Raw genomic sequence first — 22,472 nt, 5'->3', positions numbered from 1 at the left:
AGTTTCAATATGCGACAACTCCTTCTCCTGATCCTGCTGATCTTTGCGGGCCGCTGGCTCATCAAGGCAATTCGCGCGGCCGAGGCCGGCCACTCGCCGCGAGCGACGGCCGCCACCTCCGATGGTGCGCGCACGAGCGCGGCCGCCGGAGCCCGCTCGCTCGCCGAGCCCGTGGTGCGGTGCGTCGCCTGCGGCGTGCATGCGCCGAAGAGTGAATCGCTCTTCTCGGAAGGGCGGTACTTTTGTTGCGCCGAGCATGCGCGTCGCCACGCGGCGCGTGCGGCGGGCGACAGGTAACGAGCGATGAACGACGCCGGCTTGGTGCTGGACGACGGCGGCTGGCTGCGCGGCGCGCGCAAGCTGTCGTCGCCGAATTGGGAGGCGAGGCCTGACGGTGCGTTGCCGACGCTCATCGTCATTCACAACATCAGCCTACCGCCCGGTGAGTTCGGCGGCGATGCGATCGGTGAGCTCTTTCTCAATTGTCTCGACTGCTCGACGCACCCGTTCTACGATGAACATCTTCGCGGGTTGCGCGTGTCGTCACACTTTCTCATCCGGCGTGACGGCGCGCTGGAACAGTTCGTCTCCTGCGATGCGCGCGCATGGCACGCGGGCGCCTCCAACTTCTTCGGGCGTGAGCGGTGCAACGATTTCTCAATCGGCATCGAGCTCGAGGGCACCGATCACGTGCCATTCGAGGCGGCGCAGTACGAGAGCCTTGCTGCGCTCGTGCGGGCGCTCGTTGCACACTACCCCATCGAAGCGCTCGCCGGGCACGCCGACATCGCACCCGGACGCAAGACTGATCCCGGGCCTTTTTTCGACTGGGATCGGCTGACCGTCGAGACCGCGCTGGCTGATCGATACTTCCCGTATCGCCGTCGCTAAGAGAACGCCCCTCGTGGGCGGGCACCCAGACAGCAAGCCGCCGCCGTGGTTTCGCCCGAACCCTTGTCGTATCTCGATCACTTAAAAGTCAAGCATTCCACTGCAAATAAACCTTTTGGCTAGACCGTTTGGCTTCACTATACTTGGTGGTGTCGACACTAAAATTCACAAGATGTTGTGTCGAGACCTCGGTGGCGTCTGTTCTTTGGAGCAAGGCGCCACATAGCGCCGGCGCCATGCGAGGGTCGCCGGCTGAAGGCGACGGCTAAGGTTCCGGCGCCTACGTCCTCGGGGAAAGGAGCGCAATAAGACTGCAACGAGAAGCGGTGAGGGCCGCGTGTTGCACGTCCGGTTGCCTGACACAGGCTCATTGCGTTTCTTGATTTTCCGTACCTCATCGTTCGCGCTAGGGGTGGCGCGACGGTTGTCCAATCCGCGGGTTGTCCGCACACCAGAGATCAGGAGCTTTGCTTATGCAAACGACCGACAACATGACGAGCCAGCACGAGAGCGCGCCCGCCGGTCGCGCCGTCGGCGCCCAGGCGGCCTATGCTTCCTCGCTTACGCCACAAGCGACGTTCGCGGACTATAAAATCATCCGCCGTAATGGCAGCGTCGTGTCGTTCGAGCCGTCCAAGATCGCCATCGCCATGACGAAGGCGTTTCTCGCCGTCAACGGCGGATCGGGCGCCGCATCGGCGCGCGTGCGCGAGCTCGTGGAGCAGTTGACGCAAAACGTCGTGCGCGCGCTGTTGCGCAGCCGCCCGAACGGCGGGACGTTCCATATCGAGGATATCCAGGATCAGGTCGAACTCGCGCTCATGCGCGGCGGCGAGCACAACGTTGCGCGCGCCTACGTCCTTTACCGCGAAAAGCGCACTCAGGAGCGCGGGCACGAGCAAGAGGGTGCCGCGCAGGCTCCGGGTCTGAACGTTGTCGACAATGGCGTGACGCGCCCGCTCGACATGAACGCGCTGACGGCGCTGATCGAATCGGCGTGCGAGCATCTGGGCGATGCGGTGAACGCTCAGCCGATCGTCGCCGAGACGGTCAAGAATCTGTATGACGGCGTGCCGATGACCCAGGTCTACGACTCGGCCATCCTTGCCGCACGCACGATGATCGAGAAAGACCCGGCCTACAGCCAGGTGACGTCGCGCATTTTGCTGCACACGATTCGCCGCGAGATCCTCGGCGAGGAAGTGACGCAGCGCGAGATGGCAGAGCGTTATGCCGAATACTTCCCTCAGTTCGTGAAGCGTGGCGTCGAGGCCGAGCTGCTCGACGACAAACTGCTGCAATACGATTTGAAGCGCCTGGGCGCCGCGCTTGATGCAAGCCGCGACCTGCAATTCGGCTATCTCGGCTTGCAGACGCTTTACGACCGTTACTTCCTGCACGTGGAAGGCGCCCGCATCGAGATGCCGCAGGCATTCTTCATGCGTGTCGCCATGGGCCTCGCGCTCAACGAGATCGACCGTGAAGCGCGCGCCATCGAGTTCTACAACGTGCTGTCGTCGTTCGACTTCATGAGCTCGACGCCGACGCTCTTCAATTCGGGCACGCGCCGCTCGCAGCTGTCCTCGTGCTACCTGACGACGGTTGCCGACGACCTCGACGGCATTTACGAGGCGCTCAAGGAAAACGCGCTGCTCTCGAAGTTTGCCGGCGGTCTCGGCAACGACTGGACGCGCGTGCGCGCGCTCGGCTCGCATATCAAGGGCACCAACGGCAAATCGCAGGGCGTCGTCCCGTTCCTAAAAGTGGTGAACGACACGGCCGTCGCGGTCAATCAAGGTGGCAAGCGCAAGGGGGCCGTCTGCGCGTACCTCGAGACGTGGCACCTTGATATCGAGGAGTTCCTCGAGCTGCGCAAGAACACCGGCGACGACCGCCGCCGCACGCATGACATGAACACGGCCAACTGGATTCCGGACCTTTTCATGAAGCGCGTCATGGAAGGCGGCGACTGGACGCTGTTCTCGCCGTCGACCTGTCCCGATCTGCACGACAAGTACGGCGCTGAGTTCGAAGCCGCCTACACGGCTTATGAGGGCAAGGTCGCGCGCGGCGAAATCAAGCTCTTCAAGAAGATTCCGGCGCAGCAGCTTTGGCGCAAGATGCTCGGCATGCTGTTCGAGACGGGGCACCCCTGGATCACGTTCAAGGATCCCTGCAATGTGCGCTCGCCGCAGCAGCACGTCGGTGTCGTCCATTCGTCGAACCTGTGCACCGAGATCACGCTCAACACGAGCGATGCCGAAATCGCCGTCTGCAATCTGGGATCGGTGAACCTCGTCGCGCACATGGCGAAGCAAGCGGACGGCAGCTATGCGCTCGATCACGACAAGCTCAAGCGTACGATCGGCGTCGCGATGCGCATGCTCGATAACGTCATCGATATCAACTATTACGCTGTAGCCAAGGCGCGTAACTCGAACCTGAAGCACCGCCCGGTTGGCATGGGCATCATGGGCTTCCAGGACTGCCTGCACCTCATGCGTATGCCGTATGCGTCCGAATCGGCTGTCGAGTTCGCCGATCGCTCGATGGAAGCCGTCTGCTACCACGCCTACTACGCGTCGACGGAACTCGCCGAGGAGCGCGGCCGTTACTCGACCTACCGCGGTTCGTTGTGGGATCGGGGCATCCTCCCGCAGGACTCGGTGAAGCTGCTGGCCGAAGCACGCGGCGGCTACGTCGAGGTCGATACGAGCGAGTCGATGGACTGGTCTGCCCTGCGTGCGCGGATCGCCACGCACGGCATGCGCAACTCGAACTGTGTTGCGATCGCGCCGACAGCGACGATTTCGAACATCATCGGCGTGTCCGCCTGCATCGAGCCGACGTTCCAGAACCTCTATGTGAAGTCCAATCTGTCGGGCGAATTCACGGTGGTGAACGATTACCTCGTGCGTGACCTCAAGGAGCGGGGTTTGTGGGACGAAGTGATGGTGGCCGATCTGAAGTATTTCGACGGTTCGCTCTCGCGCATCGACCGCGCTCCGGCCGACCTGCGCGCCATCTATGCGACTGCCTTCGAGGTGGACGCGACGTGGCTCGTCGAGGCGGCGTCGCGTCGGCAGAAGTGGATCGACCAGGCTCAGTCGCTCAACATCTATATGGCTGGCGCTTCCGGCAAGAAGCTCGACGAGGTCTACAAGCTCGCTTGGTTGCGTGGTCTCAAGACTACCTACTATTTGCGCACAATGGCCGCTACCCATGTCGAAAAGTCGACGGTTGCGCATGGCGCGCTCAATGCAGTTCCATCTAGCGATGGCGGTATGGGCGGAGCAGGTGGCGCGGCGAGCGGTGCGATGGGCGGCGTCTCGACGATGGGCGGTATGGGTGGCCTCAACGCCGCACCGGTTGCGGTGGAAGCCGATGGTCCTGTCTGCACGATGCGTCCGGGCGATCCTGGCTTCGACGAGTGCGAGGCTTGCCAGTAAAGTTGGACACGCGTCATGTGCGTCGCGCAATGCGCGGCGCACATCAAATAGTGGCGCAGGCATCCGATATGCAATGCACGAGTGAGAATGAGAACGAGAAGAGCGCGTGCAGTCTGATGTGTCTGATGTCGATGCGAGGTTGAAGCGTTCAATGCAATGCGTGACGCGCACTCGAAGCGATGCGTCCACCTCGCAATGGCTAAGCGAACGAATGATGTCGACTCGCGTTGCGCGTGCAATTGAGTGAGGTCTATCGGACGATGCCTCGATCGAAGTGTTGTATGCACGTTGCAGCGCGAATCGAAAACAGCGATTTTCATGAGTGAGGCCTTTTATCGCTCGTGAAAAGATGGTACAAACCGATCTAAATTGATGGTGAGAATTTATGCTCAACTGGGATGACGAGACGACTGCCGCGATTCCCTCGAGCGGTTCGCAATCAAACGTATTGCGCAACCCCGCGGGTCAGGCTGTCGGAACGCAAGCGGCGACGCTCGGCGCGACGCACGCTCCGTTGACGAACAACTTCGCGGGCGACATCGGTGTTGCCCCTTATGTGGAGCAGCCGGTCTCGGCGGCTTCCGTCTCCGGTTCCGAATCACGCGTCAATGTCGCCGACAAGCGGATCATCAACGGCAGCACCGATGTGAACCAACTCGTGCCCTTCAAGTACAAGTGGGCATGGGAAAAGTATCTGGCCGGCTGTGCGAACCATTGGATGCCGCAGGAAATCAACATGTCCCGCGACATCGCACTGTGGAAAGACCCGAACGGGCTCACGGAAGACGAGCGTCGCGTCGTCAAGCGTAATCTCGGCTTCTTCGTGACGGCCGATTCGCTCGCGGCGAACAACATCGTGCTTGGCACCTATCGGCATATTACGGCGCCTGAGTGCCGCCAGTTTCTGCTGCGTCAGGCGTTCGAGGAAGCTATTCACACGCACGCCTACCAGTACATCGTCGAGTCCCTCGGTCTCGATGAAGGCGAGATCTTCAATGCGTATCACGAGGTCAAATCGATCCGCGACAAGGACGAGTTCCTGATCCCGTTCATCCATACGCTGACCGACCCGGCCTTCAAGACGGGAACGCAGGATGCGGACCAGAAGTTGCTGAAGTCCTTGATCGTGTTCGCCTGCATCATGGAAGGACTCTTCTTCTACGTCGGGTTTACGCAGATCCTTGCGCTCGGCCGGCAGAACAAGATGACCGGTGCGGCGGAGCAATATCAGTACATCTTGCGCGACGAGTCGATGCACTGCAATTTTGGGATCGACCTCATCAACCAGATCAAGCTCGAGAATCCGCACCTGTGGACGTCTGAATTCCGCGAGGAAATCCGCGAGCTCTTCAGGCACGCGGTGGATCTGGAGTACCGCTACGCGGAAGACACGATGCCGCGCGGTGTGCTGGGGCTCAATGCATCGATGTTCAAGAGTTATCTGCGCTTCATCTGCAACCGGCGTTGCCAGCAGATCGGCCTCGATCCGCTGTTCCCGAATGAGGAAAACCCGTTCCCGTGGATGAGCGAGATGATCGACCTGAAGAAGGAGCGTAATTTCTTCGAGACGCGGGTCATTGAATATCAGACCGGCGGTGCGCTGTCGTGGGAATGATGGCGCGCATCGCAAACGAAATCGATGGGGTGGCCGCGGCGCGAACCGCGGCATGAATGGTTAGGAGCAAGAGCGCCTGATGCAAAGCGTGCCCGGCGGCAGAACCGCCCAAAATCATGACAGGCACTTTGCGAACCCTTCAGTGGGACGGGCGAACTACCCCCTGAAAAAACCGGTGGCCGAGGCCCTGCCGTCGCCGGCCGCAGTCATGCGATTGCCGGCCGGCGCGAGTGCCATGTACTCGGCCACTCATTGGATCTGGCGTGCTGCACCCAAGGGTGCGGCACGCCTTGCCGTATTCATTAGCGTAAGCGCGTGTTGGTCGCGTGCGCCGATGAATAGCCCGCTTCGCAGCGCGCGCCGCCCCCGGTGCGCAGCGGGAAGCGGGTTTTGAAGAAGGGTGTAGTTCACCGACTCTCGAAACCTGAAGGAGAAAACAATGGCAACTGCCAAGAAGACCGCCGCCAAGAAAGCCGCTCCGGCCAAAAAGGTCGCGGCGAAAAAAGTCGCAGTGAAGAAGGTCGCCGCAAAGAAGGCTGCGCCGGCCAAGAAGGTTGCAGTGAAGAAGGTTGCTGCGAAGAAGGTTGCGGCTAAGAAGGTTGCGGCTAAGAAGATCGTAGCGAAGAAGGTCGTGGCGAAGAAGGCGGCACCGGCGAAGAAGGTTGCAGCTAAGAAGGCGGCACCGGCCAAGAAGGTCGTCGCGAAGAAGGTTGCGGCTAAGAAGGTCGTGGCGAAGAAGGCGGCGCCGGCCAAGAAGGTCGCCGCGAAGAAAGTAGTGGCCAAGAAAGCTGCGCCGGCCAAGAAGGTCGCTGCGAAGAAGGTCGCGGCTAAGAAGGTCGCTGCCAAAAAAGCAGTCGCCAAGAAGGCTGCGCCTGCGAAGAAGGCTGCCGCTAAGGAGGCTGCCCCTGCGAAGAAGGCTGCCGCTAAGGAAGCTGCCCCTGCGAAAAAGGCTGCCGCCCCTGCGAAGAAGGCTGCGCCTGCGAAAAAGGCTGCCGCGAAGAAAGCTGCGCCTGCCTCGCCTGCGCCTGCAGCGCCTGCCGCGCCTGCACCTGCTGCGCCCACGGCTGCCGTCAAGACGGCTCTCAACCCGGCTGCTGCTTGGCCGTTCCCGACTGGCAGCCGTCCGTAACGGTTGTTGTCTCGCGAGCACGGCGCTCGTCGCCGGCTCGTCGATCGGAACCCCGTTCCCCTTTTATCGGGGGCGGGGTTTTTTGTTGGGCGCTCAGCATGGGCGCACGCAACAAAAAAAGGCGGGGCTTCCCCCGCCTTTCGGCTCAACAACTAGCATGCAATGCAGCCCGATAACGGTCTGTCAGTGAGTCACACGGGTTACGCCGCCGGTCGATACCAGGCGGACACGTTCGCCAGCGCGGAAGATCTCGTCGCCTGCCGCCTGGGTGATGGCACGGAAATCGCCGTTGTCGAGGCGAACGGTGATTTCGACACCTTTGCGATTCGCCGCGGCGTTTTCTACCGTGTTGCCCGCCACTGCGCCGACGATGCCACCGAGGATACCCGTAACGATTGAACCTGTCCCGCCGCCGATTGTGCTGCCTGCTACGGCACCGACGGCGCCGCCGCCGACAGCACCCAGTCCGCTTGGTTGGCCATTATTTGAACTGATGGTTACCGCACGCACGCTTTCGATCGTGGCCATGCGAACCGTGGCTTCGCGTTGCGCCTCATAGGCGGGATAGACGTCCGCTGAACTGGGGTTGTACGCGCACCCCGTGACCGCCAGCATGCCGGCGACCATCGTGGCAGGCGCCACACGAGCCGATGTTCTCATTGTTCACGTTCCCATTTAGTTACCGCAGGCTGTAACCGAAGGCTTGCGCAAACCGTGCATGGATCTCGTCCCGTGAGGGGGCATAGGTTTGCGGGCCAGCTTGTTCAATTTTGATTGACCCCATGAGGCTTGCCAATCGGCCCGTCGTCGCCCAGTCTATGCCGTTTTCGATGCCGTAAAGCAAGCCGCCTCGAAATGCGTCTCCGCAGCCGGTTGGGTCCACGATGCGAGCTGGCTTGACGGCGGGAATCTCTTCACAGCCACCCGCGTGGTGAATGTGAGCACCGTTTTCGCCGTACGTGACGATGAGCGCGTCGACTCGGCTCGCCACTTCCTCCAGCGACCAGCCCGTCTTGCTGCTGACAAGCTTCGCTTCATAGTCATTGACCGCCACATATTTGGCGAGTTCAATCGCGCGGCGCAGCGCATCGCCGTCAAAGAGCGGCAGCCCCTGGCCCGGATCGAAGATGAACGGCACACCGGCTGCCGCCAGTCTTTCCGTATGCTGGACCATGCCCTCGTAGCCGTCGGGTGCCACGATGGCGAGCGTGATGTCGCTGGCCTCGTCGGCGCGGTTCATGTGCGACTGCATCATCGCGCCGGGGTGGAAGGCGGTGATCTGGTTATTGTCCAGATCCGTCGTGATCATCGCTTGTGCGGAGTAGGCGTCCGGCACGACGAGCACGTGGTCCGTCGACAGTCCGAGGCTGTCTAACCGGTCCAGATAGGGCTTGGCGTCCAGCGATCCGAGCGCGGCCATGACCCGGGCATCGCCGCCTAGCAAATTCAGCGCGTAAGCGATGTTGCCGGCGCAGCCGCCGAACTCGCGGCGCATCGTCGGCACGAGAAAGCTGACGTTGAGTATGTGAACTTGCTCAGGCAGGATGTGCTCGCGAAAGCGCCCCTGGAAGGTCATGATGTTGTCGTAAGCGAGCGAGCCGCAGATGAGCGTAGCCAAGGTGGTGTTCCTATTTTCTGGTTGTCGGTTGCACGATGCAACCACGTGATGTTGGCGGCATGGTGCGCGATGCGAACGCCATGTGAACTGAGTGCTGTCGCGAGCGGTGCCTCAAGCAAAAGCGCCGCGCGAAAACGCGCGGCGCATGCGATGGATACTGCGATACTTGCCGATTACTTCAGCGCATTCAGCGCCGCGTCGTAGTTCGGCTCGTTCTTGATCTCGTCGACGAGCTCGCTGTGCAGTACCGTGTTGTCCGCATCCAGCACGACGACGCCGCGTGCGGTCAACCCGGTGAGCGGGCCGCTCGTCACGTTGACGCCGTACGCCTCGGCAAAATCATGCCCGCGAAACGTCGAGGCCGTGACGACGTTCTTGATGCCTTCCGTCGTGCAAAAGCGCGATGCCGCAAAGGGCAAGTCGCCCGAGATGACAATGACGACCGTGTTGTCGAGATTGGCAGCCGATTCGTTGAACTTGCGCGTCGATGTGGCGCACGTCGGCGTGTCGAGGCTCGGCACGATGTTGAGCACTTTGCGCTTGCCGGCAAAGTCAGCGAGCGTCACCGGCTTCAGGTTGCTGCCGACCAGCGAGAACTCGGGCGCTTTTTGGCCCGCTGACGGAAACGTGCCGCTGACTTCGATCGGGTTGCCGCCCAACTTGACTTGACTCATTTTGTGCTCCAAAGGTTCGTTCGGGTTGTCGCGGTTGCGAGTGGGAGGGCGCCGCTGCAGACCCAGTCAGCTTTGCCCACGGTTCCTACGGGTAAAAAATCTGCACATGGAAGCTCGTGGCGACGACATTGCCGCTGTCGAGCTGAATGATCATCGTCTGCGTTGATTGCGGTGGCAGTCCTGCCGCGATCGGCGCACCGGGCGGAGCATAGTCCTGCGGCCACAGGACGCGGCGAACGGCGGCTTGGTTCTTCTCGTCGAAGAGGGTCAGCTCGATCGCGGGATAGGCCAGCGCGATGCCGAAGCGATTGTGCAGGGGCAGCCGCAGCTCGAGGCGGTGCGGTCCGTCGGTCTGGCGCAGATCGGGAGCTTCCACCTGCAGGCCGTCGATGTCGCGCGGCGGCGAAATCTGACAGCCGAGGCGCTCGCACGCGCGACTGAAGATCCACTGAGTCGAGGGCCAATAGACCATGACCGCTTCACGGCGCCACCATGCGAGCTGCGCGACGAGCAGCACGACGAGCACCAATGCAACCAATGCGCCAATGGCACCGAGCCAGATACTACGCGGTGCGCGTGTGCGCGCCTCGCGCGTCACTTCGAACGGGCGCATAGGCTCTTCGGCCAGGCCCGACGGTGGTTCGTCGGGGTGGGGCGCTCTGCCTGCTGGCGTTGCGTGCTCGGGCGCGCTCGACGTCCGGAAACCCGGCTCGGCGTCCGCGCGCCACGTCGCACCGGGCGCATCGACGGTTCCCAACCTGGGTTCGTCGTTTTTCTCGCTACGCGGCCACGCGTAACCTTCGGGCGCGGCACGTTCGCCGTTTACGTGCTCGGGTGAGTCCGGCGCATGTCCCGCCTTGTCCCAGCCCGGCGCTTCGGATAGCGTTGGCTCACGCAACTCGTCGGCGAGGATATCGGCAAACGTGGGCGGCGGCTGTTGAGCCGTCCAGGTATCTTGTTCAGATGAGGCGGGAGTGAAAGGAGCCGGCTGCCTTGGGTGCACGGGCGTTGCCAACGGCTCGTGCGCCTCGGCCTGCATTGAGTACGCAGGCGTTGGCAGCGGCTCGTGCGGCTCAGCCTGAATCGGGTACGCAGGCGTTGGCGACGGCTCGTGCGGCTCAGCCTGAATCGGGTACGCAGGCGTTGGCGACGGTTCGTGCGCCTCGGCCTGCGTTGGGTATGCAGGCGTTGGCAGCGGTTCGTGCGGCTCAGCCTGCATTGGGGCCGCAGGTGTTGGCAGCGGTTCGTGCGGCTCAGCCTGCATTGAGTACGCAGGCGTTGGCAGCGGCTCGTGCGCCTCAGCCTGCATTGGGGCCGCAGGCGTTGGCAGCGGCTCGTGCGGCTCAGCCTGCATTGGGTACGCAGGCGTTGGCGACGGCTCGTGCGCCTCGACTTGCGTTGGTTGCGGGGACCCCGCCAACGGCTTGTCCGGTTCACCTTGCATCGGATGAGTCGGCGCTAGCGACGACTCACGTGGCGGCTCGTGCGCCTCATCGGCTGCATCGCCCATGGCTCCGTGCGTTTCGCCGATCACATTCTCCGACTGTGCCGATGCGGCGCCTCGCGCCTCCAGCGTGGGTGCTTCGTGCTCCTTCGTCTCCTGGCTTAAGCCGGCGGTTGACGCAGAAGCGGGGTCGAGCACGTTCTGCGTGGCGTCGAAGACTTCACCGCAGTGACCGCAACGCACCAGCCCGCGTGTGTGCGTGAGTTGGACGTCCTGTACGCGGAAAACAGTTTCGCAGTGAGGGCAGCGGGTGGCTAGAACCATGGTGGGACGAGGTCCGGCCAGTGCGGCCGGTGGGTGGATCGAAACGCTATTCTAAAGTCTTTCGTTGTAGGCCCCGGGCGCGCCGCTTCTTGCGCTTTACACCTGCGCTTCGCGCTGACGTCGGACTCCGGTCAAACACACCCAGCCGTCGAGCTCGCGCCAGACGCCGAGTTCGATCCACGGCGCATAAGCGGCTATCACCTCATCGGCTTGCCGCGCCAAAACGCCCGACAAGGCGATCCGTCCCCCCAGAGCCACTTTGGAACAAAGCAGCGACGCCATCAGCTTGAGGGGATTCGACAGAATATTTGCGACGACGATGTCAAATTCGCGAGCTGGACAATCATCCGGCAGCGCGTAGGCGACGTCCACACGATTGCGCACGCTGTTGTCTCGCGCAGCGTCAATTGCCTGCGGATCGATATCGATCCCGATTACGGGATTTGCGCCGCACTTGTTGGCCAAGATAGCCAGAATGCCCGAACCGCAGCCGTAATCGAGTACCGATAGACCCGTCGTGACCGATTGCTCGAGCCACTCCATGCAAAGCCGTGTCGTCGGATGGCTGCCGGTGCCGAAGGCGAGGCCGGGATCGAGCTCGAGCACAAGTGCATCAGGATCCGGCGCATCGTGCCATGACGGCACGACCCAGATGCGCTGGCCGATCGCAATCGGCTCGAATTGCGATTGGGTAAGCCGCACCCAATCCGCATCGGCCACTTCGCGCACTTCGAACGATGGCGCGGCGGGCAACTCGATGGCGTTGGCGGCGGCCGCCGCGAGGACGGCAGGGTCCTGGTCGGGCGAAAGCAGCGCAATAACGCGTGAGTGCTGCCAAGCCGTACGATCGGGTGTCAGCCCGGGCTCCCCGAAAAGCGGCTCTTCGTCGGGCGTATCGGCGTCGGCATCCTCGACGGAAACCGACAGCACGCCCAAATCCATGAGCGCGTCCGACAGGGCTTCGGCGTGCGTTTTGTCGAGTACGACGATCAGTTCCCGATAACTCATTGCGTCATGCTTCTTCCGGTGCGGCCTGCTGCTTTTCCGCAAGCCGGTTTTCTAGATAGTGAATGCTCGTGCCGCCTTCGACGAAGCCGCCGTCGAGCATCAGCTCACGATGCAGCGGAATGTTCGTCAGAATGCCTTCGACGACCATCTCCGAGAGCGCGACACGCATACGGCGGATGGCTTGCTCGCGCGTTGCGCCGTAGGCGATCAGCTTGCCGATCATGGAATCGTAGTTCGGCGGAACGAAGTAGCCATTGTAGGCGTGGGAATCGACGCGAATCCCAGGCCCGCCCGGCACGTGCCACGATGTGATCCGGCCCGGCGACGGCGTGAACTTGAACGGATCTTCGGCGTTGATCCGGCATTCGATCGCATGACCGCGGAACTCGACATCGCGCTGACGGAAGGCGAGCTTTTCGCCGGCAGCGATGCGGATTTGCTCCTGGACGATATCGATGCCCGTGATGAGCTCGGTCACCGGATGTTCGACCTGCACGCGCGTGTTCATTTCGATGAAATAGAACTCGCCGTTCTCGTAAAGAAACTCAAACGTGCCCGCGCCGAGGTAGCCCATTTTCTTGCAGGCGTCGGCGCAGCGGTCGCCGATGCGGTCGATGAGGCGGCGCGGAATGTTCGGTGCCGGTGCCTCCTCGATGATCTTCTGGTGGCGGCGCTGCATCGAGCAGTCGCGCTCGCCAAGCCACAGCGCGTTCTTGAAGGAGTCGGCAAGCACCTGGATCTCGATATGGCGAGGGTTCTCGAGGAACTTTTCCATATAGACCTGCGAATTGCCGAAGGCACGGCCGGCTTCCTCGCGCGTCGTATTCACGGCGTTCACGAGCGCTGCCTCGGTATGCACGACGCGCATGCCGCGTCCGCCGCCGCCGCCCGCCGCCTTGATGATCACCGGGTAGCCGATGGCGCGCGCAATCTTGACGATCTCCTTCGGATCGTCGGGCAGCGCGCCCTCCGAGCCGGGCACGCAGGGCACGCCCGTCTTGATCATCGTCTGTTTGGCCGTGACCTTGTCGCCCATCATGCGGATCGTGTCCGGGCGCGGGCCGATAAACGTGAAACCGGATTGCTCGACACGCTCAGCGAAATCGGCGTTCTCGGACAGAAAGCCGTAGCCGGGGTGGATCGCTTCGGCATCGGTGACCTCGGCGGCGCTGATGAGCGCCACCATGCTCAAATAGCTTTTGTCCGACGGTGCCGGCCCGATGCAGACGGCTTCGTCGGCGAGCCTCACGTATTTCGCTTCCTTGTCCGCCTCTGAATAGGCGACGACCGTCTTGATGCCAAGCTCGCGGCACGCGCGCTGGATGCGCAGGGCGATTTCTCCGCGATTGGCAATGAGGATTTTTTCAAACATAGCGATGGTTCGACTCTTCAATGGACGCCGCGCGGCCCATGCCAGATGCGGGCCGAGGGGCGTTGCGGCGCACGGGACGAAAGACGATGCCTTATGCGCCGGGCGCGAGGCTCGCTCGCGGATCAGCCGATGACGAAGAGCGGCTGCCCGTATTCGACGGCCTGCCCGTTTTCGGCGAGGACCTCCTTGATGACGCCGGCCTTGTCGGACTCGATCTCGTTGAGAAGCTTCATCGCTTCGATGATGCAAAGAGTCTGGCCTTCCTTCACGATGTCGCCGACCTGCACGAACGGATCTGCGCCAGGCGACGGCGCACGATAAAACGTGCCGACCATCGGTGCTGTGACGATTTGGCCTTGCAGCGGCGCCGGCGTCGCGGGGGCAGCTGCCTCGGAAGCCGGCGCTTGGGCCGGTGCGGCAGCCCCGGGCGCAGGGATCGATGACGTCATTTGCGGCGCGTATTGCGTCGGCGACTGCACGTAAACCGGGGGCGCATTCTTGACGATGCGGACTTTGCCTTCGCCTTCGGTGACCTCCAGCTCGGAGATGCCGGATTCCGAGACGAGATCGATCAAAGTTTTCAGCTTACGTAGATCCATAGGGAAACCCCTTCAATGCGTAAGGCGGCGGCTATCTAGCCGCTGCCGAATTGGTGTTCTTGGTTCAGCCGCGCGAATTCGGCTGCGCAAGCTGGTCGAGCGCGAACTCGAGCGCGTAGAGATAGCCCTTCCAGCCGAGGCCGCAGATTACGCCTTGGGCCACATCGGAAAAGTAGGAGTGATGCCTGAACGGCTCGCGGCGATGCACGTTCGAGAGATGAACTTCGACGAACGGGATGGCTACGCCTGTCAACGCATCGCGGATGGCCACGCTGGTATGCGTGTAGGCCGCGGGGTTGATCAGGATGAATTCGACGTTTTCATTACGTGCCGCATGGATGCGCTCGACCAGCTGACCCTCATAGTTGCTCTGAAAAGAGGTCAGCTCGATCCCCGCCTGCTTTGCACGCTCGGCAAGCGCTTCGTCAATGTGCTGAAGCGTCACGTTCCCATAGACCCCTGGCTCGCGGGTGCCGAGCAGGTTCAGGTTGGGGCCGTGCAGTACGAGCAGTCGTGTCATGGTCGCTTGCGTTTCAGCGGAATTGCGCGCACTTTAGCGCCCTTTAGCGAAATTTTCCAGCAGCGGACGAAAATACGGGTCGCGGCTCGTGTCGCAGGCGATCGCTTCTGTCGCTCTTTTTTATTAACTTCTGGCAACGTACCCCGAAATCGCCGCCAAGTTTTCGCAAGCAGGCCTTTAACTGGTGGGCTGGGCGCGCAGGGCGTCAAGAGTGTGGCGCAGCTCGTCGGGTACGACTTCGCCAAGTTTCGTCGACTTTACGGTCCCGTTCGCGTCAATTACGACGGTGAACGGCAATCCGCCCGCGACGTTGCCGAAGCTGCGTGCGAGGTCGGCGCCCCCGAAACCACTGACGTAGACGGGGTAGTCGACGGGCACTTTGTGCAAAAAGGTCTGTACGTTGGAGGCGGAATCCACGCCGATGCCGACGAACGTGACCCCCTTGCCGGCATACTCGTGGGCGAGGCCTGCGAGCGTGGGCATCTCCCGTACACAAGGGCCGCACCAGGATGCCCAAAAATTGACGACGAGCACTCGGCCTCGGTAGCCGTCGAGCGCGCGCGGTTTGCCGTCGGCGTCGGTGAGCGGCGCGCGCAAGAGGCCCGCGACAGCATCGGCTTCTACGGGGGCGAGCGCGGGGGCCGCGGATTCGCTCTTGGCAGATAGGGTACTTGGCGCCCGGGTGCCCTCGGGGGCGCCGTCATGCATCAAATAGACCGCGCCGGCACCTGCAGCAAGGATCGCAGCTATCGCGAGCGCCGTGGCTGCGATCGATTTCGTCTTCATTGTATCGCTCGGGTCAAGATGCCGGCTCGTCGGAATCGGCGCTGGCGATCCCCTCGGCGAGGAGCGCCTCCACAGTTTCGGCAGTCGCGCGCTGCGTTCGCCCGCGGGCGTCGGCGCGGACGGCGCCGCGCAAGTCATCCCTATCATATAGGGCGATATGCATGCCGATCGGCTCCTCTTGGCGTGTGCCGCGTGACAGGAAGCTCAGTGTCTCCACCACGCCGCGGCCACCAAAATGGCGCGTCTCCGATACGTCATAGTGCACGTTGGCGTTGAGCAGGTAGAGCGCGACCTCCTTGGGGTTGTCGCAAAACACCTGCAAGTGGATGTCGGAGTGCTCGCCGGCCGTGCCGTTCAGCACCGCACCGGTCAGATAAGGATTGAACGCGGCAAGCCGCTTCATCCAGGCGAGGGCGACCTCGCGCAGACGTCGCAGTACGGCCGGCTGGCTATCCGCCTGGAAAAGCGATTGGTACTCGCGGATGGCTTCCTCGATTTGATCGTTGTCAGGCAGCCATTCGCCGGCCACACGGGCAACTCCCACTACGTGCCGAGCAGCCTTGCGCTTGGCGCTCGCGTAATCGAGCCCTTCTTCCGCGATCAGCCGTGCAGCGGCGATCGCGATTTCCTCCCGCACTCGCTGCGGGTCGACATGAAATCTGCGCACCATTGCGCAATCATAACCGATCGGCAAAAGGGGCTCCGTGGCGCAGGACAACAGGGTCAGTCGGGTACAATGGCCGCCTTTTCCGCAAGTGGTCAGAAGTCGCCTTCGAAGCCGTTCTCCCGCTGCTTTTTCGCGCTCGGGACGGGAAAGCCTTACGTAATGGAAGCGCGCGCAGGCCGTCAGCGGCGCGACGCACCATCAGTACGAACGGCACTCAACGGCAGCAAGCGGCACCAAGCGACGGCACTAAGCGGCAGCACTAAGCGGCACGAACGGTTCTCAGGTCATTTATGCACATCCACATCCTCGGTATCTGCGGCACGTTCATGGGCGGTCTTGCTGTGCTCGCGCGCGAGGCGGGACACACGGTGACGGGATGTGACGCCGGCGTTTATCCGCCGATGAGCACGCAGCTCGAAGCACAGGGCATCTCGCTAATCGAGGGTTATGGGGCCGAGCAGCTTGATGCGCTCAAGCCCGACCTCTTCGTAATCGGCAACGTCGTGTCGCGGGGCAATCCGCTGATGGAAGCGATCCTCGATCGGGGGCTGCCTTACGTCTCGGGGCCGCAGTGGCTTGGCGAGCACGTGCTCGCCGACAAATGGGTGCTCGCCGTGGCAGGCACGCATGGCAAGACGACGACAAGCTCAATGCTCGCCTGGCTGCTCGAAGATGCCGGGCTCAACCCCGGTTTCCTGATCGGCGGTGTGCCGCTCAATTTCGGTATCTCGGCGCGGCTGACCGATTCCAGCTTTTTCGTCATTGAAGCCGACGAGTACGACACCGCGTTTTTCGACAAACGCTCGAAGTTCGTTCATTATCGGCCGCGCACGGCTGTGCTCAACAACCTCGAGTACGATCATGCCGACATTTTTGCCGATCTCGGCGCAATCGAGACCCAATTCCATCATTTGGTCCGCACGGTGCCGCGCGTCGGGCGGCTTGTCGTCAACGGTCGCGACGCGGCGCTCGAGCGCGTGCTCACGCGCGGCGTATGGAGCGAAGTGGAGCGCTTCGGCGTCGAAGACGGCTGGCTCGCGACGCCCGTGGCCGACGGCGACCTCGTTGACGAGCGCTTCGCCGTATGTCTGCGGGGCCAGCGTATGGGGACTGTCGACTGGCAGGTCCAGGGCGAGCATAACCGGATGAACGCGCTCGCGGCGATAGCGGCGGCGCGCCACGTTGGCGTGCAGCCGGGGGAGGCCGCGCGCTCTCTGGCGTCGTTTCGGAACGTGAAGCGCCGCATGGAAGTGCGCGGCAGCGTGGACGGCATCACCGTCTACGACGACTTCGCGCACCATCCGACCGCCATCGAGACGACGATTGCCGGTCTGCGAACACGCATCGGCCAGCATGCACGCATCGTAGCCGTGCTCGAGCCACGCTCCAATACGATGAAGCTGGGTGTCATGAAGGCGCAGCTGCCGACGAGCCTCGTGGGGGCCGATCTCGTGTTCGGGTACGGTGCGCCCGCCGGGCGCGATGCGCTTGGCTGGAACCTCGGCGAGGCGCTGGCGCCGCTCGGCGCGAAGGCGCGCGCGTTCGATGACCTCCATGCGCTCGTGACGGCCGTGGCCGAGGCCGCACGCACCGGGGATCACGTGCTCGTGATGAGCAACGGTGGCTTCGGCGGCGTCCACCAAAAGCTGCTGGACGCCCTGACGGCGCGCGTGCCCCAGGCGGCAGACGAGCGGAGGGGAGCGTGATTGTCTATCTGCACGGCTTTCGCTCGTCTCCCAATTCTTTCAAGGCCCGGCTGTTGGCTGAGCGCCTGGGCCAAGCCGGTCTTGACGACGCATGGTGCTGCCCGACGCTGCCCGCCTCGCCGCTCGAGGCTGTCTCTCTCGTCGAATCAGAGGTCGAGGCGCATTCAAGGCGGGGTGAGAGCGGCTCGCAAGCGGTCACGTTGATTGGAAGCTCGCTCGGCGGCTATTACGCGACCTTCTTGGCCGAGAAGCACGGCTGGCACGCAGTACTGTTGAACCCGGCTGTATTGCCGCAGCGTGATTTGTCGGTGTATCTCGGCGAGCAGCCGCTTTGGCACGGCGGCGGTAGTATCGTTGTGACGCCGCGCCATCTGGACGAGCTGAGCGCGCTCGGTGTCCGATCGATCACGCGGCCCGAGCGCTATTATTTGATCGCCTGCACCGGCGACGAAGTGCTCGACTATCGCGAAATGCTCGCGCATTACCCGGGCGTCGAGACCAAGCTTATCGAAGGCAGTGACCACGGTATCAGCGACTTTGCCGAGCATGTCGACGACGTGCTCTCCTTTTGCGGCGTGACGCCGCCCAGATGCACCACCTGATGTGCCGAACAAGCGCCGAACAAGCGCCGAACGGAACGAGACGCGGGCGCTAAGCGGCGCGCCCGGCGGACGATATCGCCGTCTGTCGCCGAGCCCAGTTCGTAGCCGTTGACGATTGACGGCCGGCGCTTTGTGACACAAGCGGCAGCGGGCGCGCGGATTGCGCGATAGGTGAGCAGGGCGGACGGCACAGGTTTCTAGCAGGAATGATCGAGTGAACGTATTTTTCGAGGAATCGGGCAGTTTGAAAGCGGGTAACGTCTTGTCCCGTCAAGGCGAAGCGCTGCAAGTGGAACTGCCGGGCGGCCGGCGCGCGAAAGTGCGCGCGAAGGACGTATTGATCGAGTTCGCCGCGCCTGGCGCGGCGGACCTGATGCAGCAGGCCGAGGCAACGGCACAGGAAATCGATTTGGACTTCCTGTGGGAATGCGCCCCGCAGGACGAGTTCCCATTCGGCGCGCTCGCCAACGAGTATTTTGGCGAGTCGGCGGGCCCCGTCGAGCGCGCGGCGCTTGTCCTGCGCATGCAGGGAGCGCCCATTTATTTTCGGCGCAAGGGCCGCGGCCAGTATCAGCGGGCGCCGGAAGAGCAGCTGAAGATGGCGCTCGCCGGGCTCGAGCGCAAGCGTCAACAGGCGCTCGTGCAGGCGGGCTATGAGGAGGAACTCAAAGCGGGACGGCTGCCCCAGGCGTTCAAGGGCAAGGCGCTCGGACTGCTCACGAAGCCGGACAAGAACGCGATCGAGTACAAGGCGATGGAAGCGGCTGCGGCGGCGCGCGGTATTTCACCGTCGCGGCTCATGCTCGAGTGCGGTGGCGTCGCCTCCGCGCGCGCACTGCACGAGGCGCGCTTTTTGTCGGAGTACTTCACGCACGGGACGGGTTTTCCCAACGTGACAGTCGGTCCGCTGCCGGACGACTTGCCGACAGCAGACGTCGAAGCCTTCTCGATCGACGACGTCACGACGACCGAGATCGACGACGCCATCTCGGTGGAACTGCTGGCCGACTCGCGTGTGCGCGTTGGCGTGCATATCGCGGCGCCGGCGCTGGGCATCCAGCGCGGTGACGCCATCGACGCGATTGCGCGCGCGCGGCTGTCGACAGTCTATATGCCTGGCGACAAGATCACGATGTTGCCGGACGCCGTCGTCGAGGCGTTCACCTTGAAAGAAGGCGGCTTGCGCCCCGCGCTGTCGCTCTACATCATCGTGAACCGCACGACGCATGACATCGTCGCAACCGAGACGCGCGCAGAGCTCATCTACGTCAAGAACAATCTGCGCCATAACACGCTCGATGCTTTCGTGACCGAGGAAGCGCTTGCCGCAGGCGAGGGCGATTATCCGCACAAGGACGATATCGCGGTGCTCTGGCCGCTCGCCCAAGCGCTCTTTGAAAAGCGCCAGGCCGCCCGCGCGGGTTACGGACTCAGGCGCGAGGTGCCGGGCAATACCGACTTCAACTTTTACGTGGACGGCGAGCATGTGACGATCACGCCGCGTCGCCGCGGCTCGCCACTCGATCTGATCGTGGCCGAGCTGGCGATTCTTGCCAATTCGACGTGGGGCGCGTTGCTGCACGATCACGGCGTGCCGGGCATTTATCGCACCCAGCGTACGTTCGCCGCAGCGGGCCCGAAGCGCACGCGCATGCAAACGACAGCCGCGCCGCACGAAGGGCTCGGCGTTGCGCAATATGCCTGGAGCACGTCGCCGCTGCGCCGCTACGTCGATCTCGTGAACCAATGGCAATTGCTCGCGTGTCTCCAGCATGGCGTCGCGGCGAAGCTCGTGGCGCCGTTCAAGCCGAAAGACGCCGATCTCTTCGCCATCGTGCAAAGCTTCGACGATACCTACTCGGCCTATGCCGATCATCAGCGCCGCATGGAGTACTTTTGGTGTCTGCGCTGGATTACGCAGGAACACAGGAAAGAGGTTGTCAGCTCCGTGGTGAAGGGCGACCTCGTGCGGCTCGAGGAAGTCCCATTGTTGCTGCACGTGCCGGGGCTGGGCGTTCACGCACGCGGCACGCGTGTGGTTCTCGAGGTTATGTCGGTCGACGAGCTCACGGTTGAAGCCTCGGTGCGGCCGCTGCGCGTGCTCGATGCACCCGGCGCTGCCGTGGATGTTTCGGCTGAAGAGGAAGAGGCCGAAGAGATCGCCGAAGCGGCCGACGCTGGCGCTGAAAGCGAAGAGCACGCGCAAGCCGAACCCGGTGCCGAAGGCGCCGCGGGCGAGGGCGGCCCGCAGGGTGCGGTTGACGCAGCAGGGGATGTTGGTGCGCCAAGACAAAGTGGCGTTGTCCAGCTCGAGGAGGCCGGCCCCTCGGACGCGAACGATGACCCGACGAGCGTCACGCCCGCGTGATGCTGGCGAACCGCCCGGCACATACGGAGTGAGCAAGATGGATCCCATCGAATCTGCCGCCTCAAGCGTCGTTATCGCGCCCCCGGCAGCCGGCTACGAGCTTTACGCCGTCGTCGGCAACCCGATTGCGCACAGCAAGTCGCCGTTCATTCATGCGCGCTTCGCCCAGCAAACGGGTGAGCGTATCGAGTATCGTCCTTTGCTCGCACCGCTCGACGGGTTTGCGCAAACCGTGCGGACATTTCGCGCGGCAGGCGGCCAAGGCCTGAACGTGACGGTGCCCTTCAAGCTCGAAGCCCACTCGCTTGCCGATAAGCTTTCGGCTCGGGCTGCCGCCGCCGGCGCGGTCAATACGCTGCGCTTCGACGGTGAGCGAATTTACGGCGACAACACCGACGGCGTTGGCCTCGTGCGCGATATTGAGGCGAACCTCGGCGTGCATTTCGCCGGCGCCCGCGTGCTGCTGCTCGGCGCCGGCGGGGCGGCGCGCGGTGTGGTGCTGCCGATGCTCGAGCGCGGACCGCGCGCGCTTGCCATCGTTAACCGTACGGCAGCCAAGGCCGAGGCGCTTGTCGCGCAGTTCGAGGATGCGGCGCGCGAGGCCGGTTGTGCGCTCATGGGCGGCGGTCCTGCCGTTGTCGAGCCGCAGCCTTACGACATCATCATCAATGCGACGGCCGGCAGTCTCGAGGCGGCGCTGCCTGAGTGCGACGATCGCGCGTTCGGGCGCCAAACACTCGCCTACGACATGATGTACGGCGCGCAGCCGACGGTCTTCATGCAGCACGCGCAAACGCTGGGCGCACGCGTTGCGGACGGGCTCGGCATGCTCGTCGAGCAGGCGGCCGAATCGTTTTTCATCTGGCGCGCCGTGCGGCCGGCGAGCGCTCCGGTGCTCGCGGAGTTGCGCTCCTTGCTGATCAAGCCGTCATGAAGCGGGCGAGCCCCGCGAGCGGCGTTGGCCTCACGCGATGGGTGGCCTACGCGCTTTCCGTCGCCGCGCTCGCATGGTTCGCAACACAGGCCTACTACTTCGCGCAGATCGCGATGTGGACGGTCGTGAACCCACGATCGACCGCCTTCATGCGCGCTGACGCATGGCGCCTCGCACAGGATCGGCCGGGCCTTTCTATCCAGCGGGAGTGGGTGCCTTACGACCGGATCTCGCGCAACCTGAAGCGCGCGATCATCGCGTCGGAAGACGCCAACTTCGTCAACAACAGCGGCTACGAGACGGACGCGATCTTGCAGGCGTGGGAAAAGAACAAGGCACGCGGAAAAATCGTTTCGGGTGGCTCGACGATCACGCAGCAGCTTGCACGTAATCTCTTTCTTTCGAGCGAGAAAAACTACTTGCGTAAGGCGCAGGAGTTCATCGTCACCTGGATGCTCGAAGCGCTGCTCGATAAGCAGCGCATCTTCGAGATCTATTTGAATTCCGTCGAATGGGGCAAAGGCGTGTACGGCGCCGAAGCTGCCGCCCGCTATTACTTTCACGTACCGGCCAACCAGCTTTCCGCATGGCAGGCGGCGCGTCTCGCCGTGATGCTGCCGCGACCGAAATACTTCGACGAGCACCGTTCGTCGCCTTACCTCGTCCAACGCGCGGCCGTGATCGCGCGGCGCATGGGCGCAGCCGAAGTGCCACGTTGATCTCGTCGTGGGCGCTCGCCGTTCGCGATCCCCGTCAAGTTCATTTG

General features: G+C 63.0%; 21 protein-coding genes. 11 read left to right on the top strand and 10 right to left on the bottom strand.

Annotated elements, in window-relative coordinates; translation table 11 throughout:
- The 6 genes from VL598_RS04600 to VL598_RS04575 all read left to right on the top strand — a co-directional run.
- Nucleotides 1-297 (top strand): PP0621 family protein (locus VL598_RS04600; RefSeq protein WP_414718652.1); only part of this gene is annotated, 297 nt, incomplete at its 5' end.
- A 6-nt stretch (nucleotides 298-303) separates the two neighbouring features.
- Nucleotides 304-891 carry a 1,6-anhydro-N-acetylmuramyl-L-alanine amidase AmpD gene (gene ampD / locus VL598_RS04595; RefSeq protein WP_325325515.1) on the top strand — a complete coding sequence of 196 codons (588 nt, stop codon included), beginning with the start codon at nucleotides 304-306 and terminating at the stop codon, nucleotides 889-891.
- Between the two features lie 473 nt (nucleotides 892-1,364).
- Nucleotides 1,365-4,340, top strand: coding sequence for a ribonucleoside-diphosphate reductase subunit alpha (locus tag VL598_RS04590; RefSeq protein WP_325325514.1), 2,976 nt, complete (start codon nucleotides 1,365-1,367; stop codon nucleotides 4,338-4,340).
- 385 nt (nucleotides 4,341-4,725) lie between these two features.
- Nucleotides 4,726-5,955 (top strand): ribonucleotide-diphosphate reductase subunit beta, encoded by a 1,230-nt coding sequence (locus VL598_RS04585; RefSeq protein ID WP_325325513.1) that lies wholly within the window; start codon nucleotides 4,726-4,728, stop codon nucleotides 5,953-5,955.
- Nucleotides 5,956-6,034: 79 nt separating this feature from the next.
- Nucleotides 6,035-6,349, top strand: a complete 315-nt coding sequence (locus tag VL598_RS04580; RefSeq protein ID WP_414718651.1) for a hypothetical protein — start codon at nucleotides 6,035-6,037, stop codon at nucleotides 6,347-6,349.
- Nucleotides 6,350-6,394: 45 nt separating this feature from the next.
- The gene (locus VL598_RS04575) at nucleotides 6,395-7,084 is read left to right on the top strand and encodes a histone H1-like DNA-binding protein (protein WP_325325512.1); all 690 of its coding nucleotides are present in this window, start codon (nucleotides 6,395-6,397) and stop codon (nucleotides 7,082-7,084) included.
- A 183-nt stretch (nucleotides 7,085-7,267) separates the two neighbouring features.
- Here VL598_RS04575 and VL598_RS04570 read toward each other — a convergent pair whose 3' ends face one another.
- The 10 genes from VL598_RS04570 to VL598_RS04525 form a co-directional block, all read right to left on the bottom strand.
- Nucleotides 7,268-7,744, bottom strand: a complete 477-nt coding sequence (locus VL598_RS04570; protein WP_325325511.1) for a glycine zipper 2TM domain-containing protein — start codon at nucleotides 7,742-7,744, stop codon at nucleotides 7,268-7,270.
- 19 nt (nucleotides 7,745-7,763) lie between these two features.
- A complete protein-coding gene (locus VL598_RS04565; RefSeq protein WP_325325510.1) occupies nucleotides 7,764-8,702 on the bottom strand; it encodes a carbohydrate kinase family protein in 939 nt (312 codons plus the stop codon).
- A gap of 173 nt (nucleotides 8,703-8,875) precedes the next feature.
- The gene (gene tpx, locus VL598_RS04560; RefSeq protein ID WP_325325509.1) at nucleotides 8,876-9,376 is read right to left on the bottom strand and encodes a thiol peroxidase; all 501 of its coding nucleotides are present in this window, start codon (nucleotides 9,374-9,376) and stop codon (nucleotides 8,876-8,878) included.
- A gap of 85 nt (nucleotides 9,377-9,461) precedes the next feature.
- Complete coding sequence (locus VL598_RS04555; protein ID WP_325325508.1) at nucleotides 9,462-11,144, bottom strand: DUF3426 domain-containing protein; 1,683 nt, start codon at nucleotides 11,142-11,144, stop codon at nucleotides 9,462-9,464.
- Nucleotides 11,145-11,240: 96 nt separating this feature from the next.
- Nucleotides 11,241-12,152, bottom strand: a complete 912-nt coding sequence (prmA, locus tag VL598_RS04550) for a 50S ribosomal protein L11 methyltransferase (RefSeq protein ID WP_325325507.1) — start codon at nucleotides 12,150-12,152, stop codon at nucleotides 11,241-11,243.
- 4 nt (nucleotides 12,153-12,156) lie between these two features.
- Nucleotides 12,157-13,524, bottom strand: coding sequence for an acetyl-CoA carboxylase biotin carboxylase subunit (gene accC, locus VL598_RS04545; RefSeq protein WP_325325506.1), 1,368 nt, complete (start codon nucleotides 13,522-13,524; stop codon nucleotides 12,157-12,159).
- 122 nt (nucleotides 13,525-13,646) lie between these two features.
- Nucleotides 13,647-14,123 carry an acetyl-CoA carboxylase biotin carboxyl carrier protein gene (gene accB, locus VL598_RS04540; protein ID WP_325325505.1) on the bottom strand — a complete coding sequence of 159 codons (477 nt, stop codon included), beginning with the start codon at nucleotides 14,121-14,123 and terminating at the stop codon, nucleotides 13,647-13,649.
- 64 nt (nucleotides 14,124-14,187) lie between these two features.
- Nucleotides 14,188-14,643 carry a type II 3-dehydroquinate dehydratase gene (gene aroQ, locus VL598_RS04535; protein ID WP_325325504.1) on the bottom strand — a complete coding sequence of 152 codons (456 nt, stop codon included), beginning with the start codon at nucleotides 14,641-14,643 and terminating at the stop codon, nucleotides 14,188-14,190.
- Between the two features lie 177 nt (nucleotides 14,644-14,820).
- A complete protein-coding gene (locus VL598_RS04530; protein ID WP_325325503.1) occupies nucleotides 14,821-15,429 on the bottom strand; it encodes a TlpA disulfide reductase family protein in 609 nt (202 codons plus the stop codon).
- Between the two features lie 13 nt (nucleotides 15,430-15,442).
- Nucleotides 15,443-16,099, bottom strand: a complete 657-nt coding sequence (locus VL598_RS04525) for a UDP-N-acetylmuramate--alanine ligase (protein ID WP_325325502.1) — start codon at nucleotides 16,097-16,099, stop codon at nucleotides 15,443-15,445.
- A gap of 287 nt (nucleotides 16,100-16,386) precedes the next feature.
- Here VL598_RS04525 and mpl point away from each other — a divergent pair, with 287 nt between their 5' ends.
- The 5 genes from mpl to mtgA all read left to right on the top strand — a co-directional run bounded on the left by mpl (nucleotide 16,387) and on the right by mtgA (nucleotide 22,425).
- Nucleotides 16,387-17,802 carry a UDP-N-acetylmuramate:L-alanyl-gamma-D-glutamyl-meso-diaminopimelate ligase gene (gene mpl / locus VL598_RS04520; protein WP_325325501.1) on the top strand — a complete coding sequence of 472 codons (1,416 nt, stop codon included), beginning with the start codon at nucleotides 16,387-16,389 and terminating at the stop codon, nucleotides 17,800-17,802.
- Nucleotides 17,799-18,404, top strand: coding sequence for a YqiA/YcfP family alpha/beta fold hydrolase (locus VL598_RS04515; protein WP_325325500.1), 606 nt, complete (start codon nucleotides 17,799-17,801; stop codon nucleotides 18,402-18,404). Before mpl ends, VL598_RS04515 begins: the two co-directional genes overlap by 4 nt.
- Before the next feature lie 214 nt (nucleotides 18,405-18,618).
- Complete coding sequence (locus VL598_RS04510; RefSeq protein ID WP_325325499.1) at nucleotides 18,619-20,772, top strand: ribonuclease catalytic domain-containing protein; 2,154 nt, start codon at nucleotides 18,619-18,621, stop codon at nucleotides 20,770-20,772.
- Nucleotides 20,773-20,809: 37 nt separating this feature from the next.
- Nucleotides 20,810-21,706: a shikimate dehydrogenase gene (aroE, locus tag VL598_RS04505; RefSeq protein WP_325325498.1), complete on the top strand. Its 897-nt coding sequence runs from the start codon at nucleotides 20,810-20,812 to the stop codon at nucleotides 21,704-21,706.
- Nucleotides 21,703-22,425 (top strand): monofunctional biosynthetic peptidoglycan transglycosylase, encoded by a 723-nt coding sequence (gene mtgA / locus VL598_RS04500; protein WP_325325497.1) that lies wholly within the window; start codon nucleotides 21,703-21,705, stop codon nucleotides 22,423-22,425. The genes aroE and mtgA overlap by 4 nt, the downstream gene beginning before the upstream one ends.
- The last annotated feature ends 47 nt before the right edge of the window (nucleotides 22,426-22,472 follow it).

Origin of the sequence: Trinickia sp., assembly GCF_035492435.1 — a bacterium.
Taxonomy (GTDB): Bacteria; Pseudomonadota; Gammaproteobacteria; order Burkholderiales; family Burkholderiaceae; genus Trinickia.
The sequence above is the reverse complement of the archived record's forward strand: the minus strand, read 5'-3'. Positions and strand labels throughout refer to the sequence as shown.

What these genes read in the sequence shown, in the direction of transcription:
- ampD (WP_325325515.1), top strand. Translation starts at nt 304, where the DNA reads ATGAACGACGCCGGCTTGGTGCTGGACGACGGCGGCTGGCTGCGCGGC.
- VL598_RS04590 (WP_325325514.1), top strand. Translation starts at nt 1,365, where the DNA reads ATGCAAACGACCGACAACATGACGAGCCAGCACGAGAGCGCGCCCGCC.
- VL598_RS04585 (WP_325325513.1), top strand. Translation starts at nt 4,726, where the DNA reads ATGCTCAACTGGGATGACGAGACGACTGCCGCGATTCCCTCGAGCGGT.
- VL598_RS04580 (WP_414718651.1), top strand. Translation starts at nt 6,035, where the DNA reads ATGCAAAGCGTGCCCGGCGGCAGAACCGCCCAAAATCATGACAGGCAC.
- VL598_RS04575 (WP_325325512.1), top strand. Translation starts at nt 6,395, where the DNA reads ATGGCAACTGCCAAGAAGACCGCCGCCAAGAAAGCCGCTCCGGCCAAA.
- VL598_RS04570 (WP_325325511.1), bottom strand. Translation starts at nt 7,744, where the DNA reads ATGAGAACATCGGCTCGTGTGGCGCCTGCCACGATGGTCGCCGGCATG.
- tpx (WP_325325509.1), bottom strand. Translation starts at nt 9,376, where the DNA reads ATGAGTCAAGTCAAGTTGGGCGGCAACCCGATCGAAGTCAGCGGCACG.
- VL598_RS04555 (WP_325325508.1), bottom strand. Translation starts at nt 11,144, where the DNA reads ATGGTTCTAGCCACCCGCTGCCCTCACTGCGAAACTGTTTTCCGCGTA.
- prmA (WP_325325507.1), bottom strand. Translation starts at nt 12,152, where the DNA reads ATGAGTTATCGGGAACTGATCGTCGTACTCGACAAAACGCACGCCGAA.
- accC (WP_325325506.1), bottom strand. Translation starts at nt 13,524, where the DNA reads ATGTTTGAAAAAATCCTCATTGCCAATCGCGGAGAAATCGCCCTGCGC.
- accB (WP_325325505.1), bottom strand. Translation starts at nt 14,123, where the DNA reads ATGGATCTACGTAAGCTGAAAACTTTGATCGATCTCGTCTCGGAATCC.
- aroQ (WP_325325504.1), bottom strand. Translation starts at nt 14,643, where the DNA reads ATGACACGACTGCTCGTACTGCACGGCCCCAACCTGAACCTGCTCGGC.
- VL598_RS04530 (WP_325325503.1), bottom strand. Translation starts at nt 15,429, where the DNA reads ATGAAGACGAAATCGATCGCAGCCACGGCGCTCGCGATAGCTGCGATC.
- VL598_RS04525 (WP_325325502.1), bottom strand. Translation starts at nt 16,099, where the DNA reads ATGGTGCGCAGATTTCATGTCGACCCGCAGCGAGTGCGGGAGGAAATC.
- mpl (WP_325325501.1), top strand. Translation starts at nt 16,387, where the DNA reads ATGCACATCCACATCCTCGGTATCTGCGGCACGTTCATGGGCGGTCTT.
- aroE (WP_325325498.1), top strand. Translation starts at nt 20,810, where the DNA reads ATGGATCCCATCGAATCTGCCGCCTCAAGCGTCGTTATCGCGCCCCCG.
- mtgA (WP_325325497.1), top strand. Translation starts at nt 21,703, where the DNA reads ATGAAGCGGGCGAGCCCCGCGAGCGGCGTTGGCCTCACGCGATGGGTG.